Origin of the sequence: Blastomonas ursincola, from assembly GCF_013607875.1 — a bacterium.
In the GTDB taxonomy this organism is placed as follows: Bacteria; Pseudomonadota; Alphaproteobacteria; order Sphingomonadales; family Sphingomonadaceae; genus Blastomonas; species Blastomonas ursincola.
Genome location: NZ_VDES01000002.1, coordinates 1,064,646 through 1,089,547, shown reverse-complemented (window position 1 = coordinate 1,089,547; position 24,902 = coordinate 1,064,646). Strand labels below are relative to the sequence as shown.

At 66.0% G+C, this 24,902-nt stretch carries 24 protein-coding genes and 1 tRNA gene; 14 read left to right on the top strand and 11 right to left on the bottom strand.

Translation table 11 applies throughout. The features are described 5' to 3' along the window. Position 1 precedes the first annotated feature (1 nt). Both FG486_RS11380 and FG486_RS11375 read right to left on the bottom strand, forming a co-directional pair. Positions 2-748, bottom strand: coding sequence for a MauE/DoxX family redox-associated membrane protein (locus FG486_RS11380; protein ID WP_241695699.1), 747 nt, complete (start codon positions 746-748; stop codon positions 2-4). Then, positions 745-1,017, bottom strand: a complete 273-nt coding sequence (locus FG486_RS11375) for a metal-sensitive transcriptional regulator (protein ID WP_066276652.1) — start codon at positions 1,015-1,017, stop codon at positions 745-747. The genes FG486_RS11380 and FG486_RS11375 overlap by 4 nt, the downstream gene beginning before the upstream one ends. A gap of 74 nt (positions 1,018-1,091) precedes the next feature. Between FG486_RS11375 and FG486_RS11370 the strand changes: the two genes are divergently transcribed. From FG486_RS11370 to copD, 4 genes are read left to right on the top strand one after another with little or no spacing between them, the layout of a single operon-like run. Beyond that, positions 1,092-2,855 carry a copper resistance system multicopper oxidase gene (locus tag FG486_RS11370; protein WP_181267563.1) on the top strand — a complete coding sequence of 588 codons (1,764 nt, stop codon included), beginning with the start codon at positions 1,092-1,094 and terminating at the stop codon, positions 2,853-2,855. After that, positions 2,852-3,898: a copper resistance protein B gene (locus FG486_RS11365; protein ID WP_181267562.1), complete on the top strand. Its 1,047-nt coding sequence runs from the start codon at positions 2,852-2,854 to the stop codon at positions 3,896-3,898. Before FG486_RS11370 ends, FG486_RS11365 begins: the two co-directional genes overlap by 4 nt. Positions 3,899-3,915: 17 nt before the next feature. Continuing rightward, the gene (copC, locus tag FG486_RS11360) at positions 3,916-4,305 is read left to right on the top strand and encodes a copper homeostasis periplasmic binding protein CopC (protein WP_181267561.1); all 390 of its coding nucleotides are present in this window, start codon (positions 3,916-3,918) and stop codon (positions 4,303-4,305) included. Between the two features lie 3 nt (positions 4,306-4,308). After that, complete coding sequence (copD, locus tag FG486_RS11355) at positions 4,309-5,235, top strand: copper homeostasis membrane protein CopD (RefSeq protein WP_137775296.1); 927 nt, start codon at positions 4,309-4,311, stop codon at positions 5,233-5,235. A 122-nt stretch (positions 5,236-5,357) separates the two neighbouring features. Here copD and FG486_RS11350 read toward each other — a convergent pair whose 3' ends face one another. Beyond that, the gene (locus FG486_RS11350; RefSeq protein WP_181267560.1) at positions 5,358-6,758 is read right to left on the bottom strand and encodes a methyl-accepting chemotaxis protein; all 1,401 of its coding nucleotides are present in this window, start codon (positions 6,756-6,758) and stop codon (positions 5,358-5,360) included. Positions 6,759-6,961: 203 nt separating this feature from the next. Between FG486_RS11350 and FG486_RS11345 the strand changes: the two genes are divergently transcribed. The 6 genes from FG486_RS11345 to FG486_RS11320 are packed head-to-tail and all read left to right on the top strand — an operon-like array spanning position 6,962 to position 14,920. Continuing rightward, entirely contained in the window at positions 6,962-7,702 is a 741-nt protein-coding gene (locus FG486_RS11345) for a cytochrome b/b6 domain-containing protein (protein ID WP_181267559.1), read from the top strand. 15 nt (positions 7,703-7,717) lie between these two features. After that, on the top strand, positions 7,718-8,389 hold the full coding sequence (locus FG486_RS11340) for a response regulator transcription factor (protein WP_181267558.1): 672 nt from the start codon (positions 7,718-7,720) through the stop codon (positions 8,387-8,389). Beyond that, positions 8,389-9,405 (top strand): sensor histidine kinase, encoded by a 1,017-nt coding sequence (locus FG486_RS11335; RefSeq protein ID WP_181267557.1) that lies wholly within the window; start codon positions 8,389-8,391, stop codon positions 9,403-9,405. The genes FG486_RS11340 and FG486_RS11335 overlap by 1 nt, the downstream gene beginning before the upstream one ends. Positions 9,406-9,451: 46 nt before the next feature. Then, a complete protein-coding gene (locus FG486_RS11330) occupies positions 9,452-10,576 on the top strand; it encodes an efflux RND transporter periplasmic adaptor subunit (protein WP_181267556.1) in 1,125 nt (374 codons plus the stop codon). A gap of 4 nt (positions 10,577-10,580) precedes the next feature. Beyond that, on the top strand, positions 10,581-13,691 hold the full coding sequence (locus FG486_RS11325) for an efflux RND transporter permease subunit (RefSeq protein WP_181267555.1): 3,111 nt from the start codon (positions 10,581-10,583) through the stop codon (positions 13,689-13,691). Beyond that, the gene (locus tag FG486_RS11320; RefSeq protein ID WP_181267554.1) at positions 13,688-14,920 is read left to right on the top strand and encodes a TolC family protein; all 1,233 of its coding nucleotides are present in this window, start codon (positions 13,688-13,690) and stop codon (positions 14,918-14,920) included. The genes FG486_RS11325 and FG486_RS11320 overlap by 4 nt, the downstream gene beginning before the upstream one ends. A gap of 211 nt (positions 14,921-15,131) precedes the next feature. On the opposite strand, the gene FG486_RS11315 is transcribed toward FG486_RS11320, so the two are convergent. Beyond that, positions 15,132-15,218, bottom strand: a tRNA-Leu gene (locus FG486_RS11315). Positions 15,219-15,451: 233 nt separating this feature from the next. Between FG486_RS11315 and FG486_RS11310 the strand changes: the two genes are divergently transcribed. Continuing rightward, positions 15,452-16,396, top strand: a complete 945-nt coding sequence (locus FG486_RS11310) for a complex I NDUFA9 subunit family protein (RefSeq protein ID WP_181267553.1) — start codon at positions 15,452-15,454, stop codon at positions 16,394-16,396. A 22-nt stretch (positions 16,397-16,418) separates the two neighbouring features. Here FG486_RS11310 and FG486_RS11305 read toward each other — a convergent pair whose 3' ends face one another. Further along, complete coding sequence (locus tag FG486_RS11305; RefSeq protein ID WP_066281204.1) at positions 16,419-17,021, bottom strand: TetR family transcriptional regulator; 603 nt, start codon at positions 17,019-17,021, stop codon at positions 16,419-16,421. Between the two features lie 111 nt (positions 17,022-17,132). Here FG486_RS11305 and FG486_RS11300 point away from each other — a divergent pair, with 111 nt between their 5' ends. Next, positions 17,133-18,005: a metal-dependent hydrolase gene (locus FG486_RS11300; RefSeq protein ID WP_066281219.1), complete on the top strand. Its 873-nt coding sequence runs from the start codon at positions 17,133-17,135 to the stop codon at positions 18,003-18,005. Positions 18,006-18,132: 127 nt separating this feature from the next. On the opposite strand, the gene recR is transcribed toward FG486_RS11300, so the two are convergent. Beyond that, positions 18,133-18,729, bottom strand: a complete 597-nt coding sequence (recR, locus tag FG486_RS11295) for a recombination mediator RecR (RefSeq protein ID WP_181267552.1) — start codon at positions 18,727-18,729, stop codon at positions 18,133-18,135. 50 nt (positions 18,730-18,779) lie between these two features. On the opposite strand from recR, the gene fmt reads away from it, so the two are divergent. Both fmt and truA read left to right on the top strand, forming a co-directional pair. Then, complete coding sequence (gene fmt, locus FG486_RS11290; protein WP_181267551.1) at positions 18,780-19,685, top strand: methionyl-tRNA formyltransferase; 906 nt, start codon at positions 18,780-18,782, stop codon at positions 19,683-19,685. Then, on the top strand, positions 19,682-20,422 hold the full coding sequence (gene truA / locus FG486_RS11285; protein ID WP_181267550.1) for a tRNA pseudouridine(38-40) synthase TruA: 741 nt from the start codon (positions 19,682-19,684) through the stop codon (positions 20,420-20,422). The genes fmt and truA overlap by 4 nt, the downstream gene beginning before the upstream one ends. On the opposite strand, the gene FG486_RS11280 is transcribed toward truA, so the two are convergent. From FG486_RS11280 to FG486_RS11260, 5 genes are all read right to left on the bottom strand, one after another. After that, positions 20,419-21,738: a sensor histidine kinase gene (locus FG486_RS11280; protein ID WP_181267976.1), complete on the bottom strand. Its 1,320-nt coding sequence runs from the start codon at positions 21,736-21,738 to the stop codon at positions 20,419-20,421. The genes truA and FG486_RS11280 overlap by 4 nt on opposite strands. A gap of 76 nt (positions 21,739-21,814) precedes the next feature. Further along, positions 21,815-22,492 (bottom strand): response regulator transcription factor, encoded by a 678-nt coding sequence (locus FG486_RS11275; RefSeq protein ID WP_060977605.1) that lies wholly within the window; start codon positions 22,490-22,492, stop codon positions 21,815-21,817. A 117-nt stretch (positions 22,493-22,609) separates the two neighbouring features. Continuing rightward, positions 22,610-22,930: a PepSY domain-containing protein gene (locus FG486_RS11270; RefSeq protein WP_137775299.1), complete on the bottom strand. Its 321-nt coding sequence runs from the start codon at positions 22,928-22,930 to the stop codon at positions 22,610-22,612. 207 nt (positions 22,931-23,137) lie between these two features. Next, positions 23,138-23,869: an SIMPL domain-containing protein gene (locus FG486_RS11265; protein ID WP_181267549.1), complete on the bottom strand. Its 732-nt coding sequence runs from the start codon at positions 23,867-23,869 to the stop codon at positions 23,138-23,140. A 178-nt stretch (positions 23,870-24,047) separates the two neighbouring features. Further along, the gene (locus FG486_RS11260) at positions 24,048-24,899 is read right to left on the bottom strand and encodes a D-amino-acid transaminase (protein ID WP_181267548.1); all 852 of its coding nucleotides are present in this window, start codon (positions 24,897-24,899) and stop codon (positions 24,048-24,050) included. Positions 24,900-24,902: the final 3 nt, after the last annotated feature.

The window sequence follows — 24,902 nt, the reverse complement described above, 5'->3', positions numbered from 1 at the left end:
ATCACATGGCGGCGCCGCTGGCCATCCATAGCGCCATGGCGACCATCATGACGTTCTCGGTGAGCGAGACGAAGCCCAGCGGCACGCGCGAGCTGCCGCCGACACAGGCGCACTTGATGTCGCGCTTCTGCACATAGACTGCGTAGAAGACCGACACCGCGCCCACCGAACCGATGAACAGCGCGACCGGGATCGACACCCAGTCGAGCGCCCGCGCGAGCATCAGCACCCCGGCGAGCCCTTCGGCAAACGGGTAGATATAGGCATAAGGCAGCCAGCGCCGGGCCAGCAGGTCATAGCCCAGGAACATCGTCGCGAACGCATCGACATCCTGCAGCTTGGGCACCGCAAGCAGGCACATTGCCACCGCGATAAACGTCTCGATCGTCATCACCGACAGCAAGCTGCCCATGGTCAGCCAGCTGATCGCGCCCGCCATCAGCGCGGCGATCGCGAACAGCGCGATCACAGGCACATAGGAAACCGCATCCGCGTCCTTCACCTTCTTGCCGAAATATCGGCGCAGATCGTCATTCCCGCCGATCCTTGACCCGTCGATAAAGGTCTGCGGCGTGGTCTTGACCCCATGCTTCACCTTGAACGCATCAGTCTCCTCGCGCGTCGTCAGCCAGTGATCCTCGACCGCGTAGCCCTGGCTCTCGAGCAGATACTTGCTCTTGAGGCCATAGGGGCAGACATGCTTATCCATCACCATGCGATGGAGCACGGCGGTCTTGCGCGCGGTCATTTCTTGACCTTCTCGAACAGCTCGATCAGCTCGTTGAACTTGATCCGCTGCTCGGCCGCATCTCCCGATGCGATCGCTTCCGACACGCAGCACGCGGCGTGATCCTTGAGGATCTCGCTCTCGGCCTTGGAGAGCGCCGCCTTCACCGCCTGCATCTGGTTGAGAATGTCGATGCAATACCGGTCCTGCTCGACCATCTGCGCGATGCCGCGCACCTGACCTTCGATGCGTTTCAAGCGGTTGAGGATTGCGGTTCTGTCCTTGGCCATGCTGGTCCCTCCAAAATGGCGTTGCATACCATAGGGGGGTATAGTATGTGCGCCGCAGAGGATAAGCAAGAACCATGCGCAGAGATTTTTCCAGACGATCCATCCTGACCGGCATCGGCGGCGGCCTCGGCCTGGCCGCCATGCCCGCCTGGGCGCAGGGCCACAGCATGCACGGCGGAAGCCACGGGCGCGGCGGCCCGCGCATTCCTGCCGGCTTCGACGAGGTGCGCGGGCCTGAGGTCAATCTCTCGATCGGCAGCGGCCATCGCATCGTCCAGGGGCGGCGCGGCCCGGGTATCGCGGTCAACGGCAGCGTGCCGGGACCGCTGATCCGCCTGACCGAAGGCGATACTGTTCGCCTCAATGTCACCAATACGCTCGATGTCGACAGCTCGGTGCACTGGCATGGGCTGCTGGTGCCGTTCCAGTATGACGGCGTGCCGGGCATCAGCTTTCCGGGGATCAGGCCGGGCGAGACCTTCACCTACGAATTCCCCGTGCGCCAGTCGGGCACCTACTGGTATCACAGCCATTCGGGGCTGCAGGAACAATCGGGCCATTACGGGCCGATGATCATCGAGCCGAAGGGCGGCGAGACGATCGCGGTGGATCGCGACTATATCCTGCTGGTCAGCGATTTCACGACGCTCGACCCGCATTTCATCATGAAGCGGCTGCGCACCGGCGAGGGCTTTTTCAACCGGCAACAGAATACATGGACCGACGATTATCCGATGTCGGGCGAAGAGCGCCGGATGTGGGCCCAGATGCGGATGATGCCCACCGACATCGCCGATATCGGCGGCAAGACCTATACCTTCCTCGCCAATGGGCGCGGCCCGAAAGAGGGCATGGAATATCTGTTCAAGGCCGGTGAACGCATCCGCCTGCGCATCATCAACGGCGCGGCGATGACCTTCTTCAACATCCGCATCCCCGGCCTGCCGATGACCGTGATCGCGACCGACGGCCAGCGCGTCCGCCCGGTCGAGGTCGACGAACTGCAGATCGGCACGGCCGAGACCTATGACGTGATCCTCGAACCAGGGTCAGCCCCCGCCTACAGCATCGTGGCCGAATCGATGGACCGGTCGGGCATGGCGCTCGCGACGCTAGCGAGCGCGCCGGGGCTGCGTGCCGAGGTGCCCGCACTGCGCGATCCGCCGCTGCTGACCATGGGCGACATGGGCATGAACCATGGCAACGGAATGGATCACGGTTCCATGGATCACGGTTCGATGGACCATGGCTCGGGCAGCATGAGCATGCAGGGCATGAAGATGCGCGACACCACGCTGCTGCCGCCCGACGTCAAGGTCGGCCCTGGCATCGACATGGTCTCGATGGCGCCGGTCGACAAGATGGGCGATCCGGGCCTTGGCCTGCGCGATGTGCCGCACCGCGTGCTCAACTATCGCATGCTCGCGGCGGCCGAACCCAATCCCGAAGCGCGCGAGCCGACCCGGCTGCTCGAACTGCACCTTACCGGCAACATGGAACGCTATATGTGGTCGTTCGACGGGCGCATGTACTCAGCGGTCAGCGACGTGCCGATCCGCTTTGCCTGGAACGAGCGGGTGCGGGTGAAGCTGGTCAACAACACTATGATGGCGCACCCCATCCATCTGCATGGGCTCTTCTTCGAGATGGTCAACGGCCAGTCAGCGGCGCTGCAACCGCGCAAGAACACGATGATCGTGCAGCCGGGGGCGAGCGCGCAGTTCGACCTCACCGCCAACGAACCGGGCGACTGGGCGTTTCACTGCCACCTGCTCTATCACATGCATGGCGGGATGATGCAGACCGTGACCGTCGCCGGGCCGGAGCGCGCGGCATGAAGCTGGAGCTGCTTGTCTCGGCTGCGCTGATCCCGCTCGCCACCCCGGCGCTGGCGCAGCCGCATCAAGGGCATGGCGACCATCAGGCTGCAGGCCCGCATGCCGGTCACCAGGATCCTCAAGCGCAGGAAAAAGCCGAGCCCGCCGACCCGCATCAGGGCATGGACCATGGCACGATGGACCATGGTGAGATGGATCACGGGGCGTCGGATCAGCGGGCGGTGGACCACAGCACCATGGATCATTCTGCCATGGGCCACGGCGCGCCGGAGCCTGCGGCTGCCTCACCCGGCCCCGACATGGAAACCCCGCCCCCGCCCGAAGCCGGAAGCGGCGCGCCGCGCGCGGCAGACGCCATCTGGGGTGCCGAGGCGATGCGTGCCTCGCGTGAGGACCTGCAGAAAACCCATGGCGATTTCACCCTGTTCTGGTTCCAGGCCGACCGCGCCGAGTTTCAGGCACGCCAGGGTGACAATGGCTATCTCTGGGACCTGCAGGGCTTTTACGGCAACACCACGGACAAGTTCTTTTTCAAGAGCGAGGGCGAAGGCAGTTTCGGCGAACCGATCGAGGAGCTCGAGTTCCAGGCGCTCTATTCGCGCGCGATCGCGCCGTTCTTCGATCTGCAGGCCGGGTTCCGCCAGGATCTCGCCGGGCCCGATACCAGCTATGCGGTCGTCGGCATCCAGGGACTCGCGCCCTATATGTTCGAGCTCGATACCGCGCTGTTCCTGTCGCACCGGGGCGACCTGACCGCGCGGGTCGAGGCCGAGCTCGACCAGCGCATCGCGCAGAGCATACTCATCCAGCCGCGCGCTGAGCTCAACCTTGCGGCGCAGGACGTTCCCGAGCTCGGGATCGGCGCAGGCATCGACAGTTTCGAGCTTGGTGTCCGCCTGCGCTACGAGATCATCCGCGAGATCGCGCCTTATGTCGGTGTCGAGCAGGTCTGGAAGACCGGGCGCAGCGCCGATTTCGCGCGCGCCGCTGGAGAAGACCCCAGCGTCACCAACTTCGTCCTAGGCATTCGTTTCTGGTTTTGACGATAAGGAAGCTTGTTATGCGTCTTGGAACCCTTGTTACCGGCCTCGCCCTCGCCTGCACCACGATTGCCGCCGCTCCGGCCGTGCTCGCCCATGCCAAGGTCGTCGCTTCGACGCCAGCCGACAATGCCGTCGTGGCCAAGCCCAAAACGGTCACCTTGACGTTCAACGAGGCGCTGTTGCCGCCGACGGTCGCCACCAGTATCGTCATGACTGCCATGCCGGGGGTCAAGGATCATGGCGAGATGACCATCCGCAATTTCACCACCGCCTGGTCGAACGGAAACAAGACCATGACGCTCAACCTGCGCCAGCCGCTTCGTCCGGGCAGCTATGAGGTTCGCTGGCAGGCCGCCGGAGCCGACGGTCATCGCATGCGGGGCAAGACAAGCTTCACGGTGAAATGATCCATGGCGATGGAGCTGGTCCAGCCGGGCATGCGCTTCGTGCAATATGCCCTGTTGCTCGGCCTGTTCGGCGGCTTCGCCTTCCATGCCATGACCGCGCATGCCTTTGCGCGCACCAAGGATCGCCGCAACTGGGTGATCTTCGCAGCCATGGCGGCCCCCGTGGCCGTAGCGTTCAGCCTGGCCACTGATATCGCGGCCATGGTGGGGCAGTCGCCCCTCGATCTTGACGGGGCAGCGGTAGCATCGCTAGTCGGCGCCACCGATTTCGGACGGGCCGGGATTGTACGTGTCCTGACGGTTGTCCTCGCATGGGTGCCGGCGTTGCTTTTCCGGCCATCGCGCGCCAGCTCCAGCATCGCCGCGAGCCTTTATGGCGCCGCGCTCGGCACCCTGGCCTGGAGTGGCCATGCCGCGGTTGGCGAGGGTTTTGCCGGTTGGCTGCACCGACTGAATGACGCAGCCCATCTGCTCGCCGCAGGGCTCTGGCTGGGTGCGATCGGCTGGTTCGCGCTGCTCGTGCTGCGCGCCCATGCCGGATCCGATCCGGAGCGCACCATGGCGCTTGCGGCGGCGCTCAAGGGCTTTGCACCAGTCGGCGCGGCGCTTGTGCTGGTGGTGGCGCTGACAGGCGTCGTCAACAGCCAGATGATCTTCGGCCTCGGCCAGGCCCTGCCCGTTCTTTCGACACGCTATGGTCAGCTGCTCGTTGTGAAACTCGGACTGGTCGCGCTCATGTTGCTATGCGCCAGGTCCAATCGGTCGACAGCGCGAAGCATCCCGGACGCTTGGAACGCTGGCCCGGCCCCGGATCAGCAAGCGCTCCAGACCATGCGTCGAACGCTGCTCGTCGAGCTGCTGCTCGCGGTGGCGGTGATCGCCGTCGTCGCGTGGCTCGGACTGGCATCGCCCATGCCAGGCGACAGCTGATCGGGCAAAACCGTCTGAGAAAGCGAACGCGGCTCTGTCCGATCAATCAGCCAGTCGCACAACGCGCAAGGCCACAGCCAGGACCGGCGCGCAGACCCTGATGAGCGCCCGACCAGTCGAGGTCAGAATTCCGACCAGTCGTCCTCGTCCTGCACCGTCTGCAAGGCGAGATTGCCCGCCATTTGCGGCACCGCACGCGGCCTTGTACGATGCGTCGGAGCGCTGGGCCTGGCTTTGGCGGTCGCAGCAACAGCAGTGCCGCTGAACCGCTGCACCACCATCGCCAGATCATTGGCCTCGTCTGCCAGGCTGCGCGAAGCGGCAGTCGATTGCTCGACCATCGCCGCATTCTGCTGGGTCATCTTGTCCATTTCGCCGACGGCAAGGTTCACCTGCTGCAGACGGCTCGCCTGGACCTGCACCGAGGCCGAGATTTCCGCGATGCGGCTGTTCACGGCCGCCACGCGGTCGCCGATCTGCAACAGCACCGATCCGGTCTCGTCGACCAGCGCCACGCCATCCGAAACGCTGGCCGTCGAAGCCTGGATCAATTCCTTGATGTCCTTGGCGGCGTCGGCGGAACGCTGTGCGAGCGCGCGCACCTCGTTGGCGACCACCGCAAAGCCCTTGCCTGCATCGCCGGCACGTGCGGCTTCGACTCCGGCGTTGAGCGCGAGCAGGTTGGTCTGGAAGGCGATGCCATCGATGACATCGATGATGTTGGTGATCTCGCTCGCCGATTTCTGGATGGCGTGCATCGCATCGACCGCGCGATGCACCACTGCGCCCCCATCGGTCGCGGCGACATGCGCCTCGGCCACCTGGGTGCCGACTTCGCCCGCATTCTTCGCGGTCTGCTGCACCATCTGCGTGACTTCCGCCATGGCGAGCGCGCTGTCGCGAAGGTTGGCCGCCTGCTGCTCGGTCCGCTGGGCAAGATCGTCCGACGCGGAGCGGATTTCGGTCGCGCCGTTCAGGACATTGCTGGCGGTCTCAGCGACCTTCGAAAGGATCGCCGAAAGCGCGGCCGTCGCATCGTTGAACGCATGGCTGATGGCATTGGCCTTTTCGCCCAGCGCAGCGTTGATCTTGATCGCATAGCCCAGATCGCCATCGCGCAGATGGCCGAGCGCCGAGGTAACCTCGCCGATCACGTCCTGAAGTGCCGCATCCGATTCTTCGCGTGCCTTGGCATTGTCGCGGAAGATCAGCATCGCGCGGCTCATCCGGCCGACGCAGTCCTCGAAATGCCCATAGGGGATGGGCGAAACGAGATCGCCCGACGCGAGACCCTCCATCCGGACAACGGTGTTCACATAGGGATCGCATATGAGCTTCTTTGCGGTCAGCATCACGCCGACCACCGCTGCCAGCGCGAACAGCTCGACCAGTTGGATGCCCAGAAGGCCTCCGACACCGGACAATGTCACGACCAGCGGAATGGCAACCAGCGTGCCCAGCAGAATGATCAGAATGTCAAACTTTCGCCGGATAGGCGCATTGGCAGTGAAATACTGAATCATCGGTGATCTCCCGTCGCAGTGTGGAGAGCCTATGGGACTATGCCCAAATGCCTAACCAGTGGTTTAGATTCAGCCCCGCCCCCCAAATTTAGGGGGGTGGGATCCGACGCGCGGTGTTCCCCCAAACAGTCTGTTTCCTTGGCACCCTGTCGTCAGGCTGCCGTCAGCCAGCTTGGGCAGAACGGACTGGACAGGAGGCTGGCATGACAAAGATCTTTCATCCCGCGCATTCTACGGTACCCGTCTGGGATCTCCCGATCCGGCTGTTTCACTGGTCGCTGGTGGCAGCGATTGCGATCGCCTTTGCATCGTCGGAAGAAGCGAGCCCCCTGGCCCCATGGCACATGGCCGCCGGATATGTTGCGGCGGTGCTGATCGTGTTTCGCCTGTGCTGGGGCTTTATCGGCAATGCCCAGGCCCGGTTCGCAAACTTCGTCAAACCCGGCGCGGTTCTGCCTCATGTCCGGGAGTTGCTGGCCGGAAGACCGCAGCGCACGCTGGGGCATAATCCGCTTGGCGGTCTGGCGGTGCTGGCGCTGCTTGCCGGCACGGCAATGGTCGTCGGCACAGGCATCCAGATGACGACAGGCGCAGGAAACGAGGATTTGCATGAAATCCTCGCCTTCTCGCTGCTCGGGCTGATCCTGGTCCATCTGATCGGCGTGGTGGTGATGTCGGTCCTGACGCGCGACAATCTGGCCAGGGCGATGGTTACCGGCCGCAAGCCCGGACCCGGGATGCGCATCCCGCGCGAACCACGCGTGCGCCGCGTAATGGCGAACTTTGCAGCGCTGGTGATCGTCGGCCTGTCCGTGTTCGGCATCACCCGTTATGATCGCGACGCCTTCATGCCCGGATCGCGCGAGAAAGCCGAACATGCCGAACATCATGCATCTGCCAGCGCCCTGCGCATCGTCGGTCAGGATGATCATGACGAAGACTGATCCGGGAGCTGCGCCTTGCGTCTGCTGATCGTCGAGGACAATGAGCGGCTCGCGGGGCTGATCGCCGAAGGACTGGGGCGGCGCGGGTTCATCTGCGACATGGCGCCTGACCTCGCCACGGCGGAAGACAGCCTGGCGGGTGCCGAATTCGATGCGATCATCCTTGATCTGGGGTTGCCCGATGGCGACGGGCTCGCCTGGCTGAAGCATCAGCGTGCCCTTCGCCAGCTGGTGCCCGCGCTGATGCTCACCGCGCGCGGTGGGCTGGAGGACCGGATTGCCGGGCTCGACGCCGGTGCGGATGATTATCTCGTCAAGCCAGTGGACATCGAGGAGCTGGCGGCGCGCATCCGGGCGCTGCTGCGACGGCCCGGACCGCGCGCGGTCAGCGTGCTGGAGAGCGGTCCGCTGCGCTTCGACCCGGTGACGCGCGAGGCGCGGCTCGACGATCGGGTGATCGACCTGTCGCGGCGCGAGGCCGATCTGCTCGAGCTGCTGATGCGGCGGCTGGGCAGCGTGGTGGTGCGCGATGCGATCGAGAATGCGCTGTACAGCTTCAACGAGCCGGTGACCCCCAACGCGGTCGAGGCGATCGTCTCACGCCTGCGCCGCAAGCTCGAGGAAGCCGGGCTCGCCGGGCAGCTGCATACCGTGCGCGGCGTCGGCTACATGCTGCGGAGCGGGTGATGGAGCGGCCAACACCGTCGATCTTTCGTTCGCTCGCGCGCGGCCTGGCGGTGGTCGTTACCGGCGGCACGTTCCTGCTGCTGGGCGCAGTGCTGCTCGAATACTGGAGCAGTTTCGCCGCGATGTCCGCGCCCGACGCGCTGCGGTCCGCGCTGCGCGAGATGGCCGAACATGTCGTGCTTCCGGTGCTGGCGCTGGCCATCCCGATGATGCTGGCGATGCATTTCGTCATGCGACGCGCGCTCCAGCCGCTCGCCGAGGCGACCGACAGGCTGAACGCGGTATCGGGCCAGGACCGCAATATCCGTGTCGATGACGCACATCTGCCCGCGGAAATCTTGCCGTTCACGACCGCCGTCAACACGCTGCTGGGGCGGCTCGAGCAATCGGCGGCGCAGCAGGAAGCCTTTGCCGCCGATGTCGCGCACGAACTGCGCACCCCGCTCGCGGCGATGATGCTCGAACTCGACGGGATGGAGGGGGAGCCGGCGGCACGGCTGAAGGGCGATGTCGCGGCGATGCGGCGGCTGATCGACCAGCTGATGCTGCTGGCGCAGATGGATGCGCAGGAGGCTGCGGCGACCGCGACCGACGATGTCGATCTGGCCCAACTTGCCAGCGACGTGATCGCCCGCACCGCGCCGACCGTGATCGCCTCGGGTCGGATGATCGAGCTGGTCAGCGACGGCCAGCCGCCGAGCCTGCGTGGACGCCGCGAGGCGATCGGGGCCGCCCTGCGCAATCTGATCGACAACGCGGTGCGCGTGACGCCTCCTGCCGGTACGGTGCGGGTGATCCTGGATGACAGCGCCGTCATCCGCGTGTCGGACGGGGGTCCGGGGCTTTCGGAAGAGCAGCTCGAACGGATGATTCGACGCACCGCGCGCGCCGATCACGCCAGTCCCGATGGCGCCGGCTTGGGCCTGGCCATCGTCCACCGCATCATGCAGGTGCATCGCGGATCGATCCGCACCGATCCAGCCTCGAGCAGCCTGATCCTCGATTTCCGGCAATAGCAGCCGCTGTCAGGCAACCGTCAGCTTTGCCCGTCACGAGGTCGCGATGGACAGGGCAAAGATTCTCTACGCAACTCTCGCGGCACTGGCGATTGTCGCCGCCTTCGCTGGCTATCGGCTGCTCGGAGGATCGGGTCAGCCTGATGGTGCCGGTCAGGAAACGGCCGATATGCCGGTCGCCACGGGGGCACTCAGCGCGCAGCAATTGCGGCGCCTGGGCGTCCAGACTGTAGTGGCTGAGGCCGCGATGAACGTGCCGCTGGGCACCGTCCCTGCCGCCATCACCCTGCCCCCCGAAGCCCAGGTGGCGGTCACCGCCCCGTTCGACGGCGCGATCGTCCGGCTGCATGTCATCCAGGGTCAGCAGGTTTCGGCCGGACAAGCCCTGGCGACCGTCAGGAGCCGCGAACCGCTGCAATATGGCGCGGAGCTTGCGCGCGCCCAGGCGCGGCTGGGCCTGGCCGAAGCCAGCGCCGCACGTACCCGTCAGCTGGTGCAGGAAGGCATTGTCGCAGGCGCGCGCGCCGACGAGATGAACGCCGCGATCCGCGTCGCGCGCACCGATGTCGCGGAAAACGCGCGCATCCTTCGTCAGGCAGGCGCCAGCGCATCAGGGGAGGTCACGCTGCGCGCGCCAATCGGCGGGCGCGTCGCGGCGATGACCGCACAGGTCGGCGGGCCCGTCATGGCGACCTCGGCGCCCTTCGTGATCGAGAACAGCGCCGCGTTCACGCTCGATCTGCAGCTGCCCGAGCGGCTGGCGGGCCAGGTCCGCCCCGGCATGCGCATCGCCGTCCCGGCAACGGGCGCGATGCCGGAACTGACCGGTTCGATCCTGTCGCTGGGCAGCTCGCTCGATCCGGCGACCCGGTCGATCATCGCCAAGGCGCGGATCGACGGCACCCCGCCGCTGGTCGCGGGCAAGTCGGTGATGGTGGTCATCCATCATGACAGCGCACAGCCCGGCGTCAGCGTGCCTTCGCGCGCGATGACCACCATCGACGGCAAACCGCATGTGCTGCTGCAGACCAGCAAGGGCTTCGCGCCGCGCGCGGTGACGGTTGCAGGCCAGTCTGGCGACCGGACGATCCTGTCCGATGGGCTGAAGCCGGGTGACAAGGTCGCGGTATCGGGCATCAGCGAGCTCAAGATGCTGCTGGCAGGGAACTGATCCGATGCTGCGCAAGCTGGTCGAAGCCTCGCTCAATTTTCGCCTTGTTGTCGCCGGGCTTGCGCTTGCGACTGCGGCGCTCGGAGCATGGTCGTTCATCAACCTGCCGATCGATGCCTTTCCGGACATCAGCTCGACCCAGGTCAAGATCATCCTGAAAGCCCCGGGCATGACCCCCGAGGAGGTCGAAAGCCGCGTCATCACCCCGATCGAGATGGAGATGCTGGGCATCCCCAACCAGACGGTGCTGCGATCGGTCGCCAAATATGCGATCGCCGATATCACCATCGACTTTGCCGATGGCACCGACATCTATTGGGCGCGCAGCCAGGTCGCCGAGCGGCTCGCCAATGCGACGGCGGACCTTCCCGCCACGGTCGAGGGCGGGATGGCCCCGATCTCGACGCCGCTGTCCGACATGTTCATGTTCACCATCGAAGGCCCGCTGTCGCTGACCGAAAAACGGCGGCTGCTCGACTGGACGGTGCGGCCCGCCCTGCGCACCGTGCCAGGCGTTGCCGATGTCAATGCGCTGGGCGGCATGGTGGAAACCTATGAGGTGCAACCCGATGGCGCAGCGCTCGCCGCCGCGGGCCTGACCATCGAGGACCTCAAGGCCGCGATCGAGGCGAGCAACCGCAATGATGGTGCGGGGCGGCTCAGCGTCGCCGAGGAATCGCTGATCGTCCGGTCGGTGGGGGCCATCGCCTCGCTCGACGATCTGGCGTCGGTCGTGCTGCGCAGCGCAGGCGGTGCGGTGGTGCGCGTCGGCGATGTCGCGACGGTGCGCATGGGCAGCCTCACCCGCTATGGCGCGGTGACGAAGAACGGCAAGGGCGAGGCGGTGCAGGGTCTGGTCATCGGCCTTCGGGGCGCGGATGCCAGCAAGATCGTCGCCGGGATCAAGCAGCGGCTCGAAGAACTGCAGCCGACGCTGCCGCCGGGCGTCACGGTGAAGCCGTTCTACGACCGATCTGACCTGATCGGCCGCGCAGTCGGCACGGTGGAAAAGGCGCTGCTCGAAGCGACGGTGCTGGTCGTCATCCTGCTGCTGCTGTTCCTGGGCGATGTGCGCGCCTCGGTGATCGTCGCGCTTGCGCTGCCGATGGCGGCGCTGATGACCTTCATCTGGATGCGCTCGATCGGCCTGACCGCGAACCTGATGAGCCTGGGCGGGCTCGCCATCGCGGTCGGCATGCTGGTCGACGGCGCGGTTGTGGTGGTGGAGAATGTCGTCGAGCGGCTGTCCGATCCGAAGCATCGCGGTGCGACCAAGCTCAACGCGGTGTTCGTCGCGACAGCGGAGGTCGCAACCCCGGTCGCCTCGGGCATGGCGATCATCGCGCTCGTCTTCCTGCCGCTGCTCACGCTCGAAGGGCTTGAGGGCAAGCTGTTCGCGCCGGTGGCGATGACCATCGTGCTGGCCTTGCTCTCGGCGTTGATCCTGTCGCTGACCCTGGTCCCGGTGCTCGCCTTCTATGGCCTCAAGCGCGTCGAGGGGCATCATGAGCCGGTCCTGATGCGGTGGATCACACCGCTTTATGCCCGGCTGCTCGATGCGAGCTTTGCGCATCCCCGCCAGGTCTTCATCGGCGCTGGCGCCGCTCTGGTGCTCGCGGGCGGGGCCTATGCGGTGACCGGCAAGACCTTCCTGCCGACCATGGACGAAGGTTCCATCATCGTGCAGCTGAGCAAGCTGCCGAGCATCGGCCTTGATCACAGCACCGCAGGCGACATGAAGGTGCAGAAGGCGCTGCTCGCCGATGTGCCCGAAATCGAGGCAGTGATCGCGCGCGTCGGCAGCGACGAGCTGGGGCTCGACCCGATGAGCCCCAACGAGACCGACAGCTTCCTGCAATTGAAGCCGCGCGACGAGTGGCGCCGGGGCGACAAGGCCTGGCTGACCGACCAGATTCGCAATGTGATGCACGATTTTCCCGGCATCGAGCCGACCTTTACCCAGCCGATCGAGATGCGCATTTCCGAGATGCTGACCGGCGCGCGCGGTGATCTAGTGATCAAGCTGTTCGGCCCGGATCTCAAGGAACTGTCGCGGCTCGCCGGGCAGATTCAGGCCCGGCTGGAGAAGATCGAGGGCACGACCGAGGCGATGACCGTCGCCAACGACACCGTCGACTATCTGCAGCTCGACATGGACCGCGTGGCTGCCGGACGCGCCGGGATGCCAGTCGATCTGCTGCAGGACATGATGCGCGCCAATGTCGAGGGCGTGCGCGCAGGTACCGTGACCGAAGCGGGACGCCGCGTGCCCGTAATGATCAAGGGCACCGGCGGCGCGGGCATGGACCCAGCGCAATTTGCCGATCAGCTCTACCGCGCGCCTTCCGGCCAGCTGGTGCGGGCAAGCGATGTGGCGCAAGTCCGCCAGGTCGCAGGCCCGGTGAAGCTGGAGCATGAAAACGGCTCGCGCTACGCGATGGTCCAGGCCTTTGTCGGCGGCCGCGATCTGGTCGGCTATGTTGACGATGCGAAGCGCGACATAGAGGCCAATGTGAAGCTTCCCCAGGGCTATCGGCTGGTCTGGGGCGGGCAGTTCGAGAACCAGCAGCGGGCCTCGGCGCGGCTGATGGTGGTGCTGCCGATCTCGCTCGTGCTGATCTTCCTTGTGCTCTACGCGACGCTGGGATCGGTACGCGCCTCGCTGCTGATCCTGGTCAACATCCCCTTCGCTATGGTCGGCGGGATCATCTCGCTCGCGCTTTCGGGCGAATATCTCTCCGTCCCTGCCTCGGTCGGGTTCATCGCGCTGCTCGGCATCGCGGTGCTCAACGGGCTGGTCATGGTCACCTGTTTCCGCCAGCTGCGCGAGGACGGTCTGAGCCTCGAACAGGCGGTGCGCCAGGGTGCGGCGCGGCGACTGCGCCCGGTGATGATGACCGCGACGATCGCCGCGTTCGGGCTGGTGCCGCTGCTGTTCGCAACCGGGCCGGGGTCGGAAATCCAGCGCCCGCTCGCGATCGTGGTGATCGGCGGGCTCGTCAGCGCAACGATGCTGACGCTGATCCTGCTCCCCATTCTCTACCAGCGCTTCGGCGAGAGCCGGGCAGAGCGCGACGCCGGCGCGCTGGGCGCTGCCACCGGAGAAGCCGCATGAAGCGCCGATTCGTCCTGATCGCCGCGCTGCTCGCCGGTTCCGCGCCCACGCTTGCCCAGCCTGGCCTGCCGCCCGAGCCACAGGTCCGCGAGGCGCTCGACCAGCATCCCACGGTGCTTGCCGCGATGGCGCGGGTCGCGGCTGCACGCGCCGATGGCGAGGCGCTGCGCGCGGGCCCGCACGAGTTCCAGCTGACCACCAGCGCGATCCAGCGCAGCGTCGATCGCGACGGCCGCTATGCCGAGTTCGATGCGTCGCTCAGCCGCCCGATCCGGCTGCCGGGCAAGGCGCGGCTCGATCGGCAGGCAGGAGCCTCGGGCGTCGCGGCGGCGGAAAACCGGATGGAGGATGCGCGGCATCAGGCGGCCCTGTTGCTCGCCGACTATTGGTGGGACTGGCTGGGCGCGGCGGCCGAGCAGCAGATCGACGCGCAGGCGGTGCAGAATCTGGAGCGCTCGCTCGCCAGTATACGACGCCGGGCAGAACTGCGCGATGCCGCACCGATGGAGGTCGATCAGGCCGAGGCGGCACTGGGTTCGGCGCGGTTGCAGGTGCAGCAATCGGCGGGCCGCGCTGAGCTGGCCAGGGCGCGGATCGCGGCGCAGTTTCCGGGCTTGGCACTGCCTGCCGCGCCGGACGACCTCCCGCTGCCCGAGATGCCGCAGGCAAGCCTTGCCGAACTGCGCGCTCTGGTGATCGCGCGCAGCCACGAGATCGGCGCGGCCAGGGCAGAGGCTGAACGGATGCAGGCGCTGGCCGATCGCGCGCGGCGCGACCGCATCGCCGACCCCAGCGTCGGCGTTCGCGCGTTCAGCGAACGCAGCGGCCAGGAAACCGGGATCGGCCTGATCGCCACCATCCCGATCGGCGGGCGGCACCGCAGCGCGCTCGCCGACCGCGCGGGCAGCGAAGCGGCGGCAGCCGAAGCGATGGCAACGGCTGTCGCGTTCGACGTGCAGGAAATGGCCGATACCGATGTCGTCCAGGCCGATGCGGCCTGGTCCGCCTGGCAACGCAGCCGCGATGGCGCCAAGGCGCAAGTCGCCGCCGTGCTGAAAATGCGCAAGGGCTATGATCTTGGAGCGATCGACCTGGCCGATCTGCTGCTCGCCGAACGGCAGACGCAGGACATGTTCCGAGCCGAGGTGCAGGCGCGCACCGAGGCGCTGCGCGCCATCACCCGCATCCTGATCGACAGCCACAGCATCTGGATCAGCGACGAGCTGTAGCGGACAAATTCCTCGAAGCTTCGGACACCGGCAATATCCTTTGCCACCCGTGGTGAAGCGGTCAGCAGCCTGCTGCAACGGTCGTGTTGAGATTGCCGAACCAGGACCCGCGAATACGCATCTCCGACGGCACCGGTCCGAACTGGGGCTGGAGAAAACGCTGGTTGTCCGGGGCTTTGGCCCATTCGCGAGGCGCTCAGCGAATGGGTAATGGTGCCCAGAAGAGGACTCGAACCTCCACGCCCTTGCGAGCGCCAGCACCTGAAGCTGGTGCGTCTACCAATTCCGCCATCTGGGCACGGGGTAGGAGCGCGCCTCTAGCCGGAGTGTTTGCAGGCGTCAACCGCCTCTGGGCACATTCTTCAAAGAAAAATGCCTTCGTCTTCAAACCAACCCGCAAAAGCGCAACTGGGGCGTTGCGCGCTGCGTTCGGGTGTTGCAAAGGCGGGAGCAGAGACGCATCGGCCAGCGGTCCTGCGCGCCTGATAGGCAGCGCGGCACCGGGCCGAAGAGAATCACGGGACGTAAAACATGCGCGACACACTGATCACGATTTTCGGCGGCGGCGGTTTTCTGGGGCGGCACATCACCCAGCATCTGACCGCTGCGGGCGCGCGCGTGCGCATCGCGCAGCGCAACATCCGGATCGCGCAGGACGTCAAGCCGCTCGGCAATCTGGGCCAGACCCAGCTGATCGCCGCCGACATCCGCAAGCCTGAAACCGTCGCGCGCGCGGTGCATGGCGCCGATGCCGTGATCAACCTGGTGGGCATCCTCAAGGGCGATTTCGACGCGTTCCACCATGAAGGCGCGGCCAATGTCGCCCGCGCTGCAGCGGCTGCAGGCGCACAGGCGCTGGTGCATGTCTCGGCCATCGGTGCCGATGCGGGTTCGAAAAGCGCCTATGGCCGCAGCAAGGCCGAAGGCGAAGCCGCCGTGCGCGCCGCCTTCCCGAGCGCGACGATCCTGCGCCCCTCGATCGTGTTCGGACGCGAGGATCAGTTCGTCAACCGCTTCGCCGGGCTCATCTCGAGCCTGCCCATCGTACCGATCATCGGCGGCAAGGCACGCTTCCAGCCGGTCTATGTCGATGACGTGGCCGAGGCGGGGAAGCTCAGCCTTTCCGACCCTGCGCGGTTTGGAGGGCGCACCTTCGAGCTCGGCGGTCCCGAGACGATCAGCATGGCGGAACTCAACAAGCGCATCGCCAAGGAGATCGGCGAGGACCCGAGTTTCATCGACATGCCCGATTCGCTGTCCGGCCTGATGGCAGGCCTGACCGGCTGGCTGCCCGGCGCGCCGATCACGCGCGACCAATGGGCGATGCTGCAGAGCGACAATGTCGTGGCCGAGGGCACGGACGGCCTCCAGGCATTCGGCATCACCCCCACCCCGATGGCGGCGGTGATCGGCGATTATCTGGTGCGCTTCCGCAAGCACGGCCGTTTCGGCGCACGCGCCAAGCGCGTCGGCTGAAGCGCACTGCGCGGCGAGCGGACTAGCCTGCCGTCGCCGCCGCTTCCTGCCAGCTGAGCAGCGACGCCGTCAGCTGTTTTTCCGCAATCGCGCGGCCGGTGTCGCGGTCGAGCCCCAGCGCGCCGGCGAGCTGCGCCCCCATCAGCGCGTCGCCCAGCGCCATGGTGCACAGGCTTAACGTGTCCTCGTGCAAAGTGCGGCCTTCGGGCGCATGTTCGGCGAGTTCGTCGACCAATTGGTGAATCGCCTCGACGATCGGGTCGAGCGCATCCTCGTTGCCCGACAGCAGCATCCAGCAGGCCAGCGCCCCTGCCCCTTCGCGGTCGAACGCGTCGAACGCCATGTCGACAATGTCGCGCGGCGTGCCCTCACCGTTGCGCAGGCGGATGACCGCTGCGCCGATCATCTGGCAGATCGATTGCGCCAGATACTCCGCCAGCGCCTTTTGCAGCCCCGAGGCCGAGCCGAAATGATGGAGCAGATTGGCATGCGTCCGCCCGATCCGCCCGCTCACCGCTTTCAGCGTCACCGCCTGCGGTCCGGTCTCGATCAGCAGCTCGCGCGCGGCGGCGAGCGCGGCGGTGCGGCTCTGCTCTGGGCTCAGCCGTCTTTTTGCTATTGACATCTATGTAAGTAACCTTATTGTCATCAGTGTAAGCAACACCCCTGCATTATGGACCCCGCCATGAACGCTCCGCAATCCTTTTCGCCGCAATCCCTTGCGAATGCCGATTCCATGGATCGCAAGCACACGCCTGCCGATCTGGAGCTGATCATCCGCGACCGCCGCTTTGGCCGCGACAGCAAGATGCGTCGCTGGTGGATGGGCGGCGACCCGATCGGCACCGCCTTCTACAACGCGCTCTCGGTCACCTTCCCCAAGGGCGAGGCCTTTTTCATCGAGAGCGTGAAGGAATTCCGCGAAGGCACGTCCGAGCGGCTGGCGAACGAGATTCGCGCCTTCGTGAAGCAGGAAATCAACCATACGCGCGAGCATGTCGCGTTCAATCGTCGCGTCGTCGACGCCGGTTACGACGTGAAGCTGCTCGAGGAAGATGTCGACAAGGCGCTGGCGCTGACCAAGGGCCGCCCGAAGATCGCCAACCTTGCCTCGACCATGGCGCTCGAACATTTCACCGCGATTTTGGCGCAGCAGTTGCTTGCCAATCCGAAGCATCTCGAAACCGCAGACGCCGATTCGCGCGACTTGTGGCGGTGGCACGCGATGGAAGAGATCGAGCATAAGGGCGTCGCCTTCGACACCTGGATGCACGCGACCAAGGACTGGAGCCGCTGGCAGCGCTGGAAGGTCAAGTCGCTGGTGATGCTGGTCGTCACCAAGAACTTCCTGCACCATCGCGCGGTCGGCATGCTCGAACTGCTGCGGCAGGACGGCCTGACCGGCCCCAAGGTCTGGGCGCAGCTGTTCTGGTACGCGTTCGGCAATCCCGGCATGGCGCGGAAGATCATCCTGCCCTGGATGACCTATTTCCTGCCCGGCTTCCATCCGTGGAAACATGACGACCGCCACCTGATCCAGCTCGCCGAAAGCGACTATCAGGACGCAGTGATGGCGAAGTCGGAACCCGCGCTGGTTCCGGCGGAATAAGGGTTTACCCCCTCCGTTTGTCCCGAGCGTGTCGAGGGACCTTGCTCGACCATCCGATATTACGTCCCTCGACTTCGCTCGGGACAAACGGATTTTGATACGGCTGGACCAGTGAGTCCGGTGGCCCCTACACCACCGGCTTTCTCGCCCGCAGCGCTTGGGCCAGCGTCCCCTCGTCGAGATAATCGAGTTCGCCGCCCATCGGCAGGCCTTGCGCAAGCTGGGTGAGGCGCACGGGATAGCCCTCCAGCCGCTCGGCCAGATAATGCGCGGTCGTCTGCCCCTCGAGCGTCGCGTTCATCGCCAGCACCACCTCGTCGATGCCGCCTTCGGCCACGCGCGCGATCAGCGAGGCGACGCCCAGATCCTCCGGCCCGATGCCGTCGAGCGCAGACAGGCGGCCGCCCAGCACATGATAGCGCCCGACGAACAGCCGCGAGCGATCGAGCGCCCAGAGGTCCGACACCTCCTCGACCACGCACAGGCTGCGCGGGTCGCGGCGCGGGTCGGTGCAGATGCCGCAAGGATTCTGCGTATCGACATTGCCGCAGATGTCGCAGGTGGCAAGGTTCGCGCGCACCCGCTCCATCGCCTCGACCAGCGGGGTGAAGGCGCTCTCGCGCTTCTTGAGCAAATACAGGACCGCGCGGCGCGCCGAGCGCGGCCCCAGCCCCGGCAGGCGGGCGAGCGCGGCGGCCAGGTCCTCAATCTCTTGCGATGCCATGGCCTGAGCTTTACGGAGCCGCATCGCCCCAAGCAAAAGAAAAGTCCGTCATGCGCCTCGCCTTCATGGGAACCCCCGATTTTGCCGTGCCGACCCTGCGCGCGCTAGTGGAGGCCGGGCACGAAATCGCTGCGGTCTACAGCCAGCCGCCGCGCCCGGCGCATCGTGGCAAGAAGCTGACCCCCTCGCCCGTGCACCAGCTGGCCGAGGAGCTGGGGCTGGAGGTGCGCACGCCCGTCTCGCTCAAGGGCGAAGACGAGCAGGCCGCTTTCGCCGCGCTCGAGCTCGATGCGTGCGTGGTCGCAGCCTATGGCCTGATCCTGCCGCGCGCGGTGCTCGATGCGCCGCGTCATGGGTGCCTCAACGTGCACGGATCGCTGCTGCCGCGGTGGCGCGGGGCCGCGCCGGTGCAGCGCGCGATCCTCGCCGGAGATGAGTTTACGGGCGTCACGATCATGCAGATGGAGGCCGGGCTCGATACCGGGCCGATGCTGCTCAAGGGCGAGACCCCCGTTTCGGGTAAGACGGCAGGTGTGCTCACCCAGGAAATTGCCGAGCTCGGCGCGCAGCTGATGGTGCAGGTGCTGGGCGATCTTGCCGCCTATCCGCCGGTGGTCCAGCCGGACGAAGGCGTGACCTATGCCGCCAAGATCGACAAGGCCGAGGCGCGGCTCGATGTTTCGCAGAGCGCCGCACAGGTCGAACGCCAGGTGCGTGCGTTCAACCCGATGCCCGGCGCGTTTTTCGAGCTGAAAGGCGAGCGGCTGCGGGTGCATGCCGCCGAGATGATCGCAGGCAGTGCCGAACCCGGCACGATCCTCGACGACCAGCTCACCATCGCCTGTGCCGAAGGCGCGATACGCCCGACGATCATCCAGCGAGCCGGTCGTCCCGCGATGCCGATCGAGGACTTCCTGCGCGGTTTTGTCGTCGCCCCGGGCACGGTCATCGCATGACCCGCTTTGCCCTGACGCTGGAATATGACGGCGGCCCGTTCATGGGACTGCAGCGCCAGGCGCATGGCCCCAGCGTGCAGCAGCATGTCGAGGAAGCGGTGGCCGCGATTACCGGAGAAGAGGTCATCATGCATGCGGCCGGCCGCACCGATGCCGGCGTCCATGCCCTCGCGATGCGCGCGCATGTCGATATCGCCAAGCGCATCGAGCCGTTCCGGCTGATGGAGGCGCTGAACGCGAAACTCAGACCGCAGCCCATCGCAGTGCTCGCCTGCGAGATCGTGCCCGATGACTGGCACGCGCGATTCAGCTGCACCGGCCGGTCCTATATCTACCGCATCACCAACCGCCGCGCGCCGCTGACGCTCGAACGTGGCAAGGCGTGGCAGGTGTCCGCGCCGCTTGACGTGCCCGCGATGCACGCCGCCGCGCAGCATCTGGTCGGGCACCACGATTTCACCACCTTCCGCTCGGTGCACTGCCAGGCCGCGAGCCCGGTCAAGACGCTCGACCGGCTCGACGTGATCCGCGATGGCGACGAGATCGACATCCACGCCGCCGCGCGCTCGTTCCTCCACCATCAGGTGCGATCGATGGTCGGCTGTCTGGTGCTGGTCGGGCGCGGAAAGTGGACGGGGAATGACCTGAAGGCTGCGCTCGAGGCCCGCGACCGCGCCGCACTGGGTTTCAACGCCCCGCCCGACGGGCTGTATTTCGCCGGCGCGACCTACAGTTAGAGCGCGCGCGGCAGCCGGAGCCGAACCAGCAACCCGCCCAGATCCTCGCTCTCGTCGAGTTCGACCTTGCCGCCATAGATTTCCGCGACATCACGCACGATCGCGAGGCCGAGCCCCGTACCCGGCTTGCCGGTATCGAGCCGCGCGCCGCGATCGAAGATGCGCTCGCGCTCCTTTTCGGGAATGCCGGTGCCGTCGTCCTCGATCCAGATATCGACCAGCTTCGGATCGGTCGCCCCCTTGGGATCGATGGTGACGAACACGCTCCCGCCGCCATATTTTCCTGCGTTTTCAACCAGGTTACCGAGCATTTCCTCGAGATCCTGGCGCTCGATCGCGACCTCTGCTGTCTTGCTGCCATCGAGGTCGCAGCGGACGTGCGGATAGAGCCGCACCACCGCGCGCTCGACCGCCTGCGCGCTTTCCCACACGTTCGCGCGCGCCAGCGCCTGGCCGCGCCGTCCGACGGCGCGCGCGCGGGCGAGATGATGGTCGACCTGCCGCCGCATCACCGCCGCCTCGCGGATCACGGTATCGGCGAGATCATCGGCGCGCGCGGTGGCGCTGTTCATCACCACGGTCAGCGGCGTCTTGAGCGCATGCGCCAGATTGCCTGCGTGCCGCCGCGCCTCTTCGGCCTGTTTCTCGTTATGCTCGAGCAGCGCGTTCAGCTCCTCGACCATAGGCATCACCTCGATCGGCATCGGATCGCGCACCCGGTCCATGCGGCCCGTGCGCATCGCCTGAATGGCCTCGCGCACCTTGCGCAGCGGCCAGAGGCCATAGAGCGTCTGCAGCCCCGCCATGATGATCAGCCCCAGCGCGAGCAGCGCGAAGCTGTAACCGAGCGTCTGGCGAAGCTCGCGCAGCTGCAGGTCCATCTCCTCGCGCGACTGCGCCACCATGAAGCGCCAGCGCACCCGGGAGCCGGGCAGGTAGATCGACTGTTCGATGATGCGCAGCTCGTGATCGGGAAACTGGTCGCTGTCATAGATATGCGGCTGCGCGTCGCTATGATCGGTCTCGATCTTCAGCGCGCGGTCCCACAGCGAACGCGAGGTGAAATCGGCATGGCCCTGGCCGCTGATCTGCCAGTAGAGCCCGCTATTGGGCTCCAGAAAGCGCTGGTCGCCGAGCGGGCGGTTGAAAAACACCTCGCCGTCGGGGCCGATCTCCGCCGAGGAGATCATCGCGGTCAGCACATATTCGAGCTGGTCGTCGAAGCTGGTGGTGATGGTGTTGGTCAGGATGCGGTCGAGCGCGAGGCCACCGCTCAGCAGCAGCACGAAGATCCATGCCGCCGCGATGCCGATCATGCGGCGGCTGAGCGACCCGGTATTGGGCAGCGGCGCGGGCGCGGTGACCTGGTCTGCCGCGCCCGGCTGCAGGGCTTCAGCTGCTGACACGCTCGGCAGGATCTTCAAGGCTGTAGCCCAGGCCGCGGATCGTGGTGATCACATCAGGGCCCAGCTTCTTGCGGATGCGCGTAACAAACACCTCGATCGTGTTGGAATCGCGGTCGAAATCCTGATCGTAGATATGCTCGATCAGCTCGGTACGGCTGATGACCTTGCCCTTGTGGTGGAGCAGATACGACAGCAGTTTGTATTCCTGCGCGGTGAGCTTCACCGGCTCGCCGTTCAATGACACCTTGCCCGAGCGCGTGTCGAGCCGGACATCGCCTGCGATCAGCTCGCTCGAGGCATTGCCCGAGGCGCGGCGGATCAGCGCGCGCAGCCGGGCGATCAGCTCTTCGGTCTGGAAGGGTTTGGCGAGATAGTCGTCCGCGCCAGCATCGAGCCCTGCGACCTTGTCCGACCAGCTGTCGCGCGCGGTGAGCACCAGCACCGGGAAGGTGCGGCCTTCCTTGCGCCACATGCCGAGCACGGTCAGGCCGTCGATCTCGGGCAGGCCGAGGTCGAGGATGACCGCGTCATAATCCTCGGTCGATCCCATGAAATGGCCGTCCTCGCCATCGGTGGACAGGTCCACCGCATAGCCGGTCGCCTCCAGCGTGGACTTGAGCTGTTTGCCAAGGGTGGGTTCATCCTCGACGATCAGAATGCGCATGGGCAACTCCTGGAATTCGGGTGCAATGCCGGACGACGGTCGCCGCCCTTATGGAAAGCTCCCCATATCGGGGAAATGAACAGGGGTTACAAGGTAAGAAGCCGCGCCCGGACAGGCTCAACCGGCCTGGCGCAGGATCGCGCCGGTGCGGGCATCAACATCGACAAAGATCACCCTGCCATTGTCGAGGAACTTCAGCCGGTAAACCTGTGTATCGGCGTCATATTCCGGTCCCAGATACTGCATCCCGCGCATCCGGGGGAGGATGCGGCCCTCGATCTCGCGCAGCGACTTGACCTGCCCGGCCATGAACTGCTCGCGCGCCTCGCTCTGCTCGCCCCGCCGCTTGCCATCGAGCGCATCGGCCTGGGGCGCGCTGGAGGCCAGAGCGACCGAAGCCAGCGCCAGTGCAGACAGGGTGGAGGTGAGCAGGTTCATGATGCGTATCTAGCCCGGTTTCATTGAATAACCGCTGAATATCCCGCTAACGCCTTGTGCAGCCTTTGGCCAGTGCTTCGCGACCTCTTGCCTGCCCTCCCCCCGTCATTCCCGCGAACGCGGGAATCCCGCTTCTCAGCCAAGGTCGGCGACGAAGCGGGACCCCCGCGTACGCGAGGGTGACGGGTTAAGCTGGTGCGATAATCGTCAGCGCGTCATCTGATAGGTCACGTTGACGGTGACGCTCGTGCCCACCTGGCCGCCCTCGATGGGTGGGGCTGCCGCAACGATCCCCGGCATGGCACGCACCTTCATTTCGGCGCCACCGAACGGCGAGGCATTGTAGGTCGCTTCCGACACCGCGAGCACCTGCACGCCGGTGAATCCGACGCGCTTGGCATAATCCATCGCCTGCATCTGCGCGCGCTTCATCGCCTTGTCGCGCGCCTCGGCCTGCGCGGCGCTGTCATCGTCGATGCTGAAATACGGGCCGGAAATGTTGTTCGCACCCTGCGAGACCACCGAATCGAGGATCGCCCCCAGCCGGTCGACCTGGCGCACCTTGACTGTGACCGTGTTGGTCACCTGGTAACCGATGAAGCGCGGCGCACGGCCATCGGTCCCATATTCATAGTCCATGTTGAGGTTGATGCCCGAGGTCTGGATGTCCTCGCGCTTGATGCCGAGCGCAACGATCTGCCTGATGACCTTGTCCATGTCCGCAGAGTTCTGGCGCAGCGCGGCGGACGCGGTCGGGGCCTTGCTGGTCACGCCGGTGCTGAACGTCGCGGTATCGGGCGCACCGAGCACGGTTTCGGTGACGCTCAGTTCGACGATCGGCGCACCGGCGCTGGGGGTGATCTCGACAGCCGCCATGGCGGGGGTCGCCGCTGCTGCGAGGATCGCAAGGGGAAGAGCGCGGACGAGCGGGGTGGTCATGGGGAATTTCTCCAGATGTGTTCAACGTGTTCCGGCGAACGCCGGAACCCAGAGGCGGTTGCACGGGCGGCCCCGTGCCTGGACCCCGGCTTTCGCCGGAGAACGGCCTGGCTATGAAATGAAACGCTTTGCCGCAGCCTGAACGGAAAGGTCAGACGCCTGACAGGCTCGTGATTGCTCAACCCTGCGCGCGGGCGTGGTCGATATAAGCCTTGCGCAGCGCCAGCGTCTCCATGCCCGGACGCCCGTCACCGACGCTCAGCCCGTCGATCTCGACCACCGGCATCACGAACAGCGACGCGGAGGTGACAAACGCTTCTGCCGCGCCCTGCGCCTCGGGAATCGTGAACGGCCGCTCCTCCACGGTGATGCCGCTTTCCCGCGCGATGTCGATCAGGCTGAGGCGCGTGACGCCGGGCAGGATGTGGTGCCCCAGATCGCGCGTCACCAGATGCCCGTTCGGGGTGATGATGCACGCGTTCTGCGATGTGCCCTCGGTGACGACATCGCCTTCCACCAGCCAGACGTCGTCAACGCCCGCCGCCCTGGCCTCCATCTTCATCATGCTGGCATAGAGCAGCTGCACCGTCTTGATGTCGCGCCGCCCCCAGCGCCGATCGGGCCGGGTGATGATGCGCATGCCCCGCGCGGCCATCGGGTTGGTGACCAGCGCGCGGGCCTGGGTAAAGGCGAACACCGTCGCCGGCGTGCCCGGCTTGGGGAAGAGGAAATCGCGATCCGCCGCGCCGCGGCTGATCTGGAGATAGATCGTCCCCTCGGTCAGCGCGTTGCGCTCGATCAGGGTCGCGACGATGCCCGGCCAGTCTGCCGCGCTGCAGTCATAGTCGATCGTCATCTCGGCGAGCGAGCGCTCGAGCCGCATCATGTGTGCGGCATAATCGATGACCCGCCCGTCGAGCACCGAGAAGACCTCGTACACCGCATCGGCAAACAGCAGCCCGCGATCGAAGATCGAGACATGCGCTGCATCCTCCGCGACGAACTGGCCGTTGATGTAAACCGTACGCATGCG

Excerpts from the sequence above, each read along its gene's own strand:
- FG486_RS11380 (WP_241695699.1), bottom strand. The coding sequence starts at position 748 with ATGACCGCGCGCAAGACCGCCGTGCTCCATCGCATGGTGATGGATAAG.
- FG486_RS11330 (WP_181267556.1), top strand. The coding sequence starts at position 9,452 with ATGGACAGGGCAAAGATTCTCTACGCAACTCTCGCGGCACTGGCGATT.
- FG486_RS11345 (WP_181267559.1), top strand. The coding sequence starts at position 6,962 with ATGACAAAGATCTTTCATCCCGCGCATTCTACGGTACCCGTCTGGGAT.
- FG486_RS11300 (WP_066281219.1), top strand. The coding sequence starts at position 17,133 with ATGGATCGCAAGCACACGCCTGCCGATCTGGAGCTGATCATCCGCGAC.
- FG486_RS11350 (WP_181267560.1), bottom strand. The coding sequence starts at position 6,758 with ATGATTCAGTATTTCACTGCCAATGCGCCTATCCGGCGAAAGTTTGAC.
- copD (WP_137775296.1), top strand. The coding sequence starts at position 4,309 with ATGGCGATGGAGCTGGTCCAGCCGGGCATGCGCTTCGTGCAATATGCC.
- fmt (WP_181267551.1), top strand. The coding sequence starts at position 18,780 with ATGCGCCTCGCCTTCATGGGAACCCCCGATTTTGCCGTGCCGACCCTG.
- FG486_RS11365 (WP_181267562.1), top strand. The coding sequence starts at position 2,852 with ATGAAGCTGGAGCTGCTTGTCTCGGCTGCGCTGATCCCGCTCGCCACC.
- recR (WP_181267552.1), bottom strand. The coding sequence starts at position 18,729 with ATGGCATCGCAAGAGATTGAGGACCTGGCCGCCGCGCTCGCCCGCCTG.
- FG486_RS11265 (WP_181267549.1), bottom strand. The coding sequence starts at position 23,869 with ATGACCACCCCGCTCGTCCGCGCTCTTCCCCTTGCGATCCTCGCAGCA.
- FG486_RS11310 (WP_181267553.1), top strand. The coding sequence starts at position 15,452 with ATGCGCGACACACTGATCACGATTTTCGGCGGCGGCGGTTTTCTGGGG.
- FG486_RS11280 (WP_181267976.1), bottom strand. The coding sequence starts at position 21,738 with ATGATCGGCATCGCGGCGGCATGGATCTTCGTGCTGCTGCTGAGCGGT.
- FG486_RS11275 (WP_060977605.1), bottom strand. The coding sequence starts at position 22,492 with ATGCGCATTCTGATCGTCGAGGATGAACCCACCCTTGGCAAACAGCTC.
- FG486_RS11270 (WP_137775299.1), bottom strand. The coding sequence starts at position 22,930 with ATGAACCTGCTCACCTCCACCCTGTCTGCACTGGCGCTGGCTTCGGTC.
- FG486_RS11335 (WP_181267557.1), top strand. The coding sequence starts at position 8,389 with ATGGAGCGGCCAACACCGTCGATCTTTCGTTCGCTCGCGCGCGGCCTG.
- FG486_RS11375 (WP_066276652.1), bottom strand. The coding sequence starts at position 1,017 with ATGGCCAAGGACAGAACCGCAATCCTCAACCGCTTGAAACGCATCGAA.
- FG486_RS11370 (WP_181267563.1), top strand. The coding sequence starts at position 1,092 with ATGCGCAGAGATTTTTCCAGACGATCCATCCTGACCGGCATCGGCGGC.
- FG486_RS11305 (WP_066281204.1), bottom strand. The coding sequence starts at position 17,021 with ATGTCAATAGCAAAAAGACGGCTGAGCCCAGAGCAGAGCCGCACCGCC.
- FG486_RS11320 (WP_181267554.1), top strand. The coding sequence starts at position 13,688 with ATGAAGCGCCGATTCGTCCTGATCGCCGCGCTGCTCGCCGGTTCCGCG.
- FG486_RS11325 (WP_181267555.1), top strand. The coding sequence starts at position 10,581 with ATGCTGCGCAAGCTGGTCGAAGCCTCGCTCAATTTTCGCCTTGTTGTC.
- copC (WP_181267561.1), top strand. The coding sequence starts at position 3,916 with ATGCGTCTTGGAACCCTTGTTACCGGCCTCGCCCTCGCCTGCACCACG.
- truA (WP_181267550.1), top strand. The coding sequence starts at position 19,682 with ATGACCCGCTTTGCCCTGACGCTGGAATATGACGGCGGCCCGTTCATG.
- FG486_RS11260 (WP_181267548.1), bottom strand. The coding sequence starts at position 24,899 with ATGCGTACGGTTTACATCAACGGCCAGTTCGTCGCGGAGGATGCAGCG.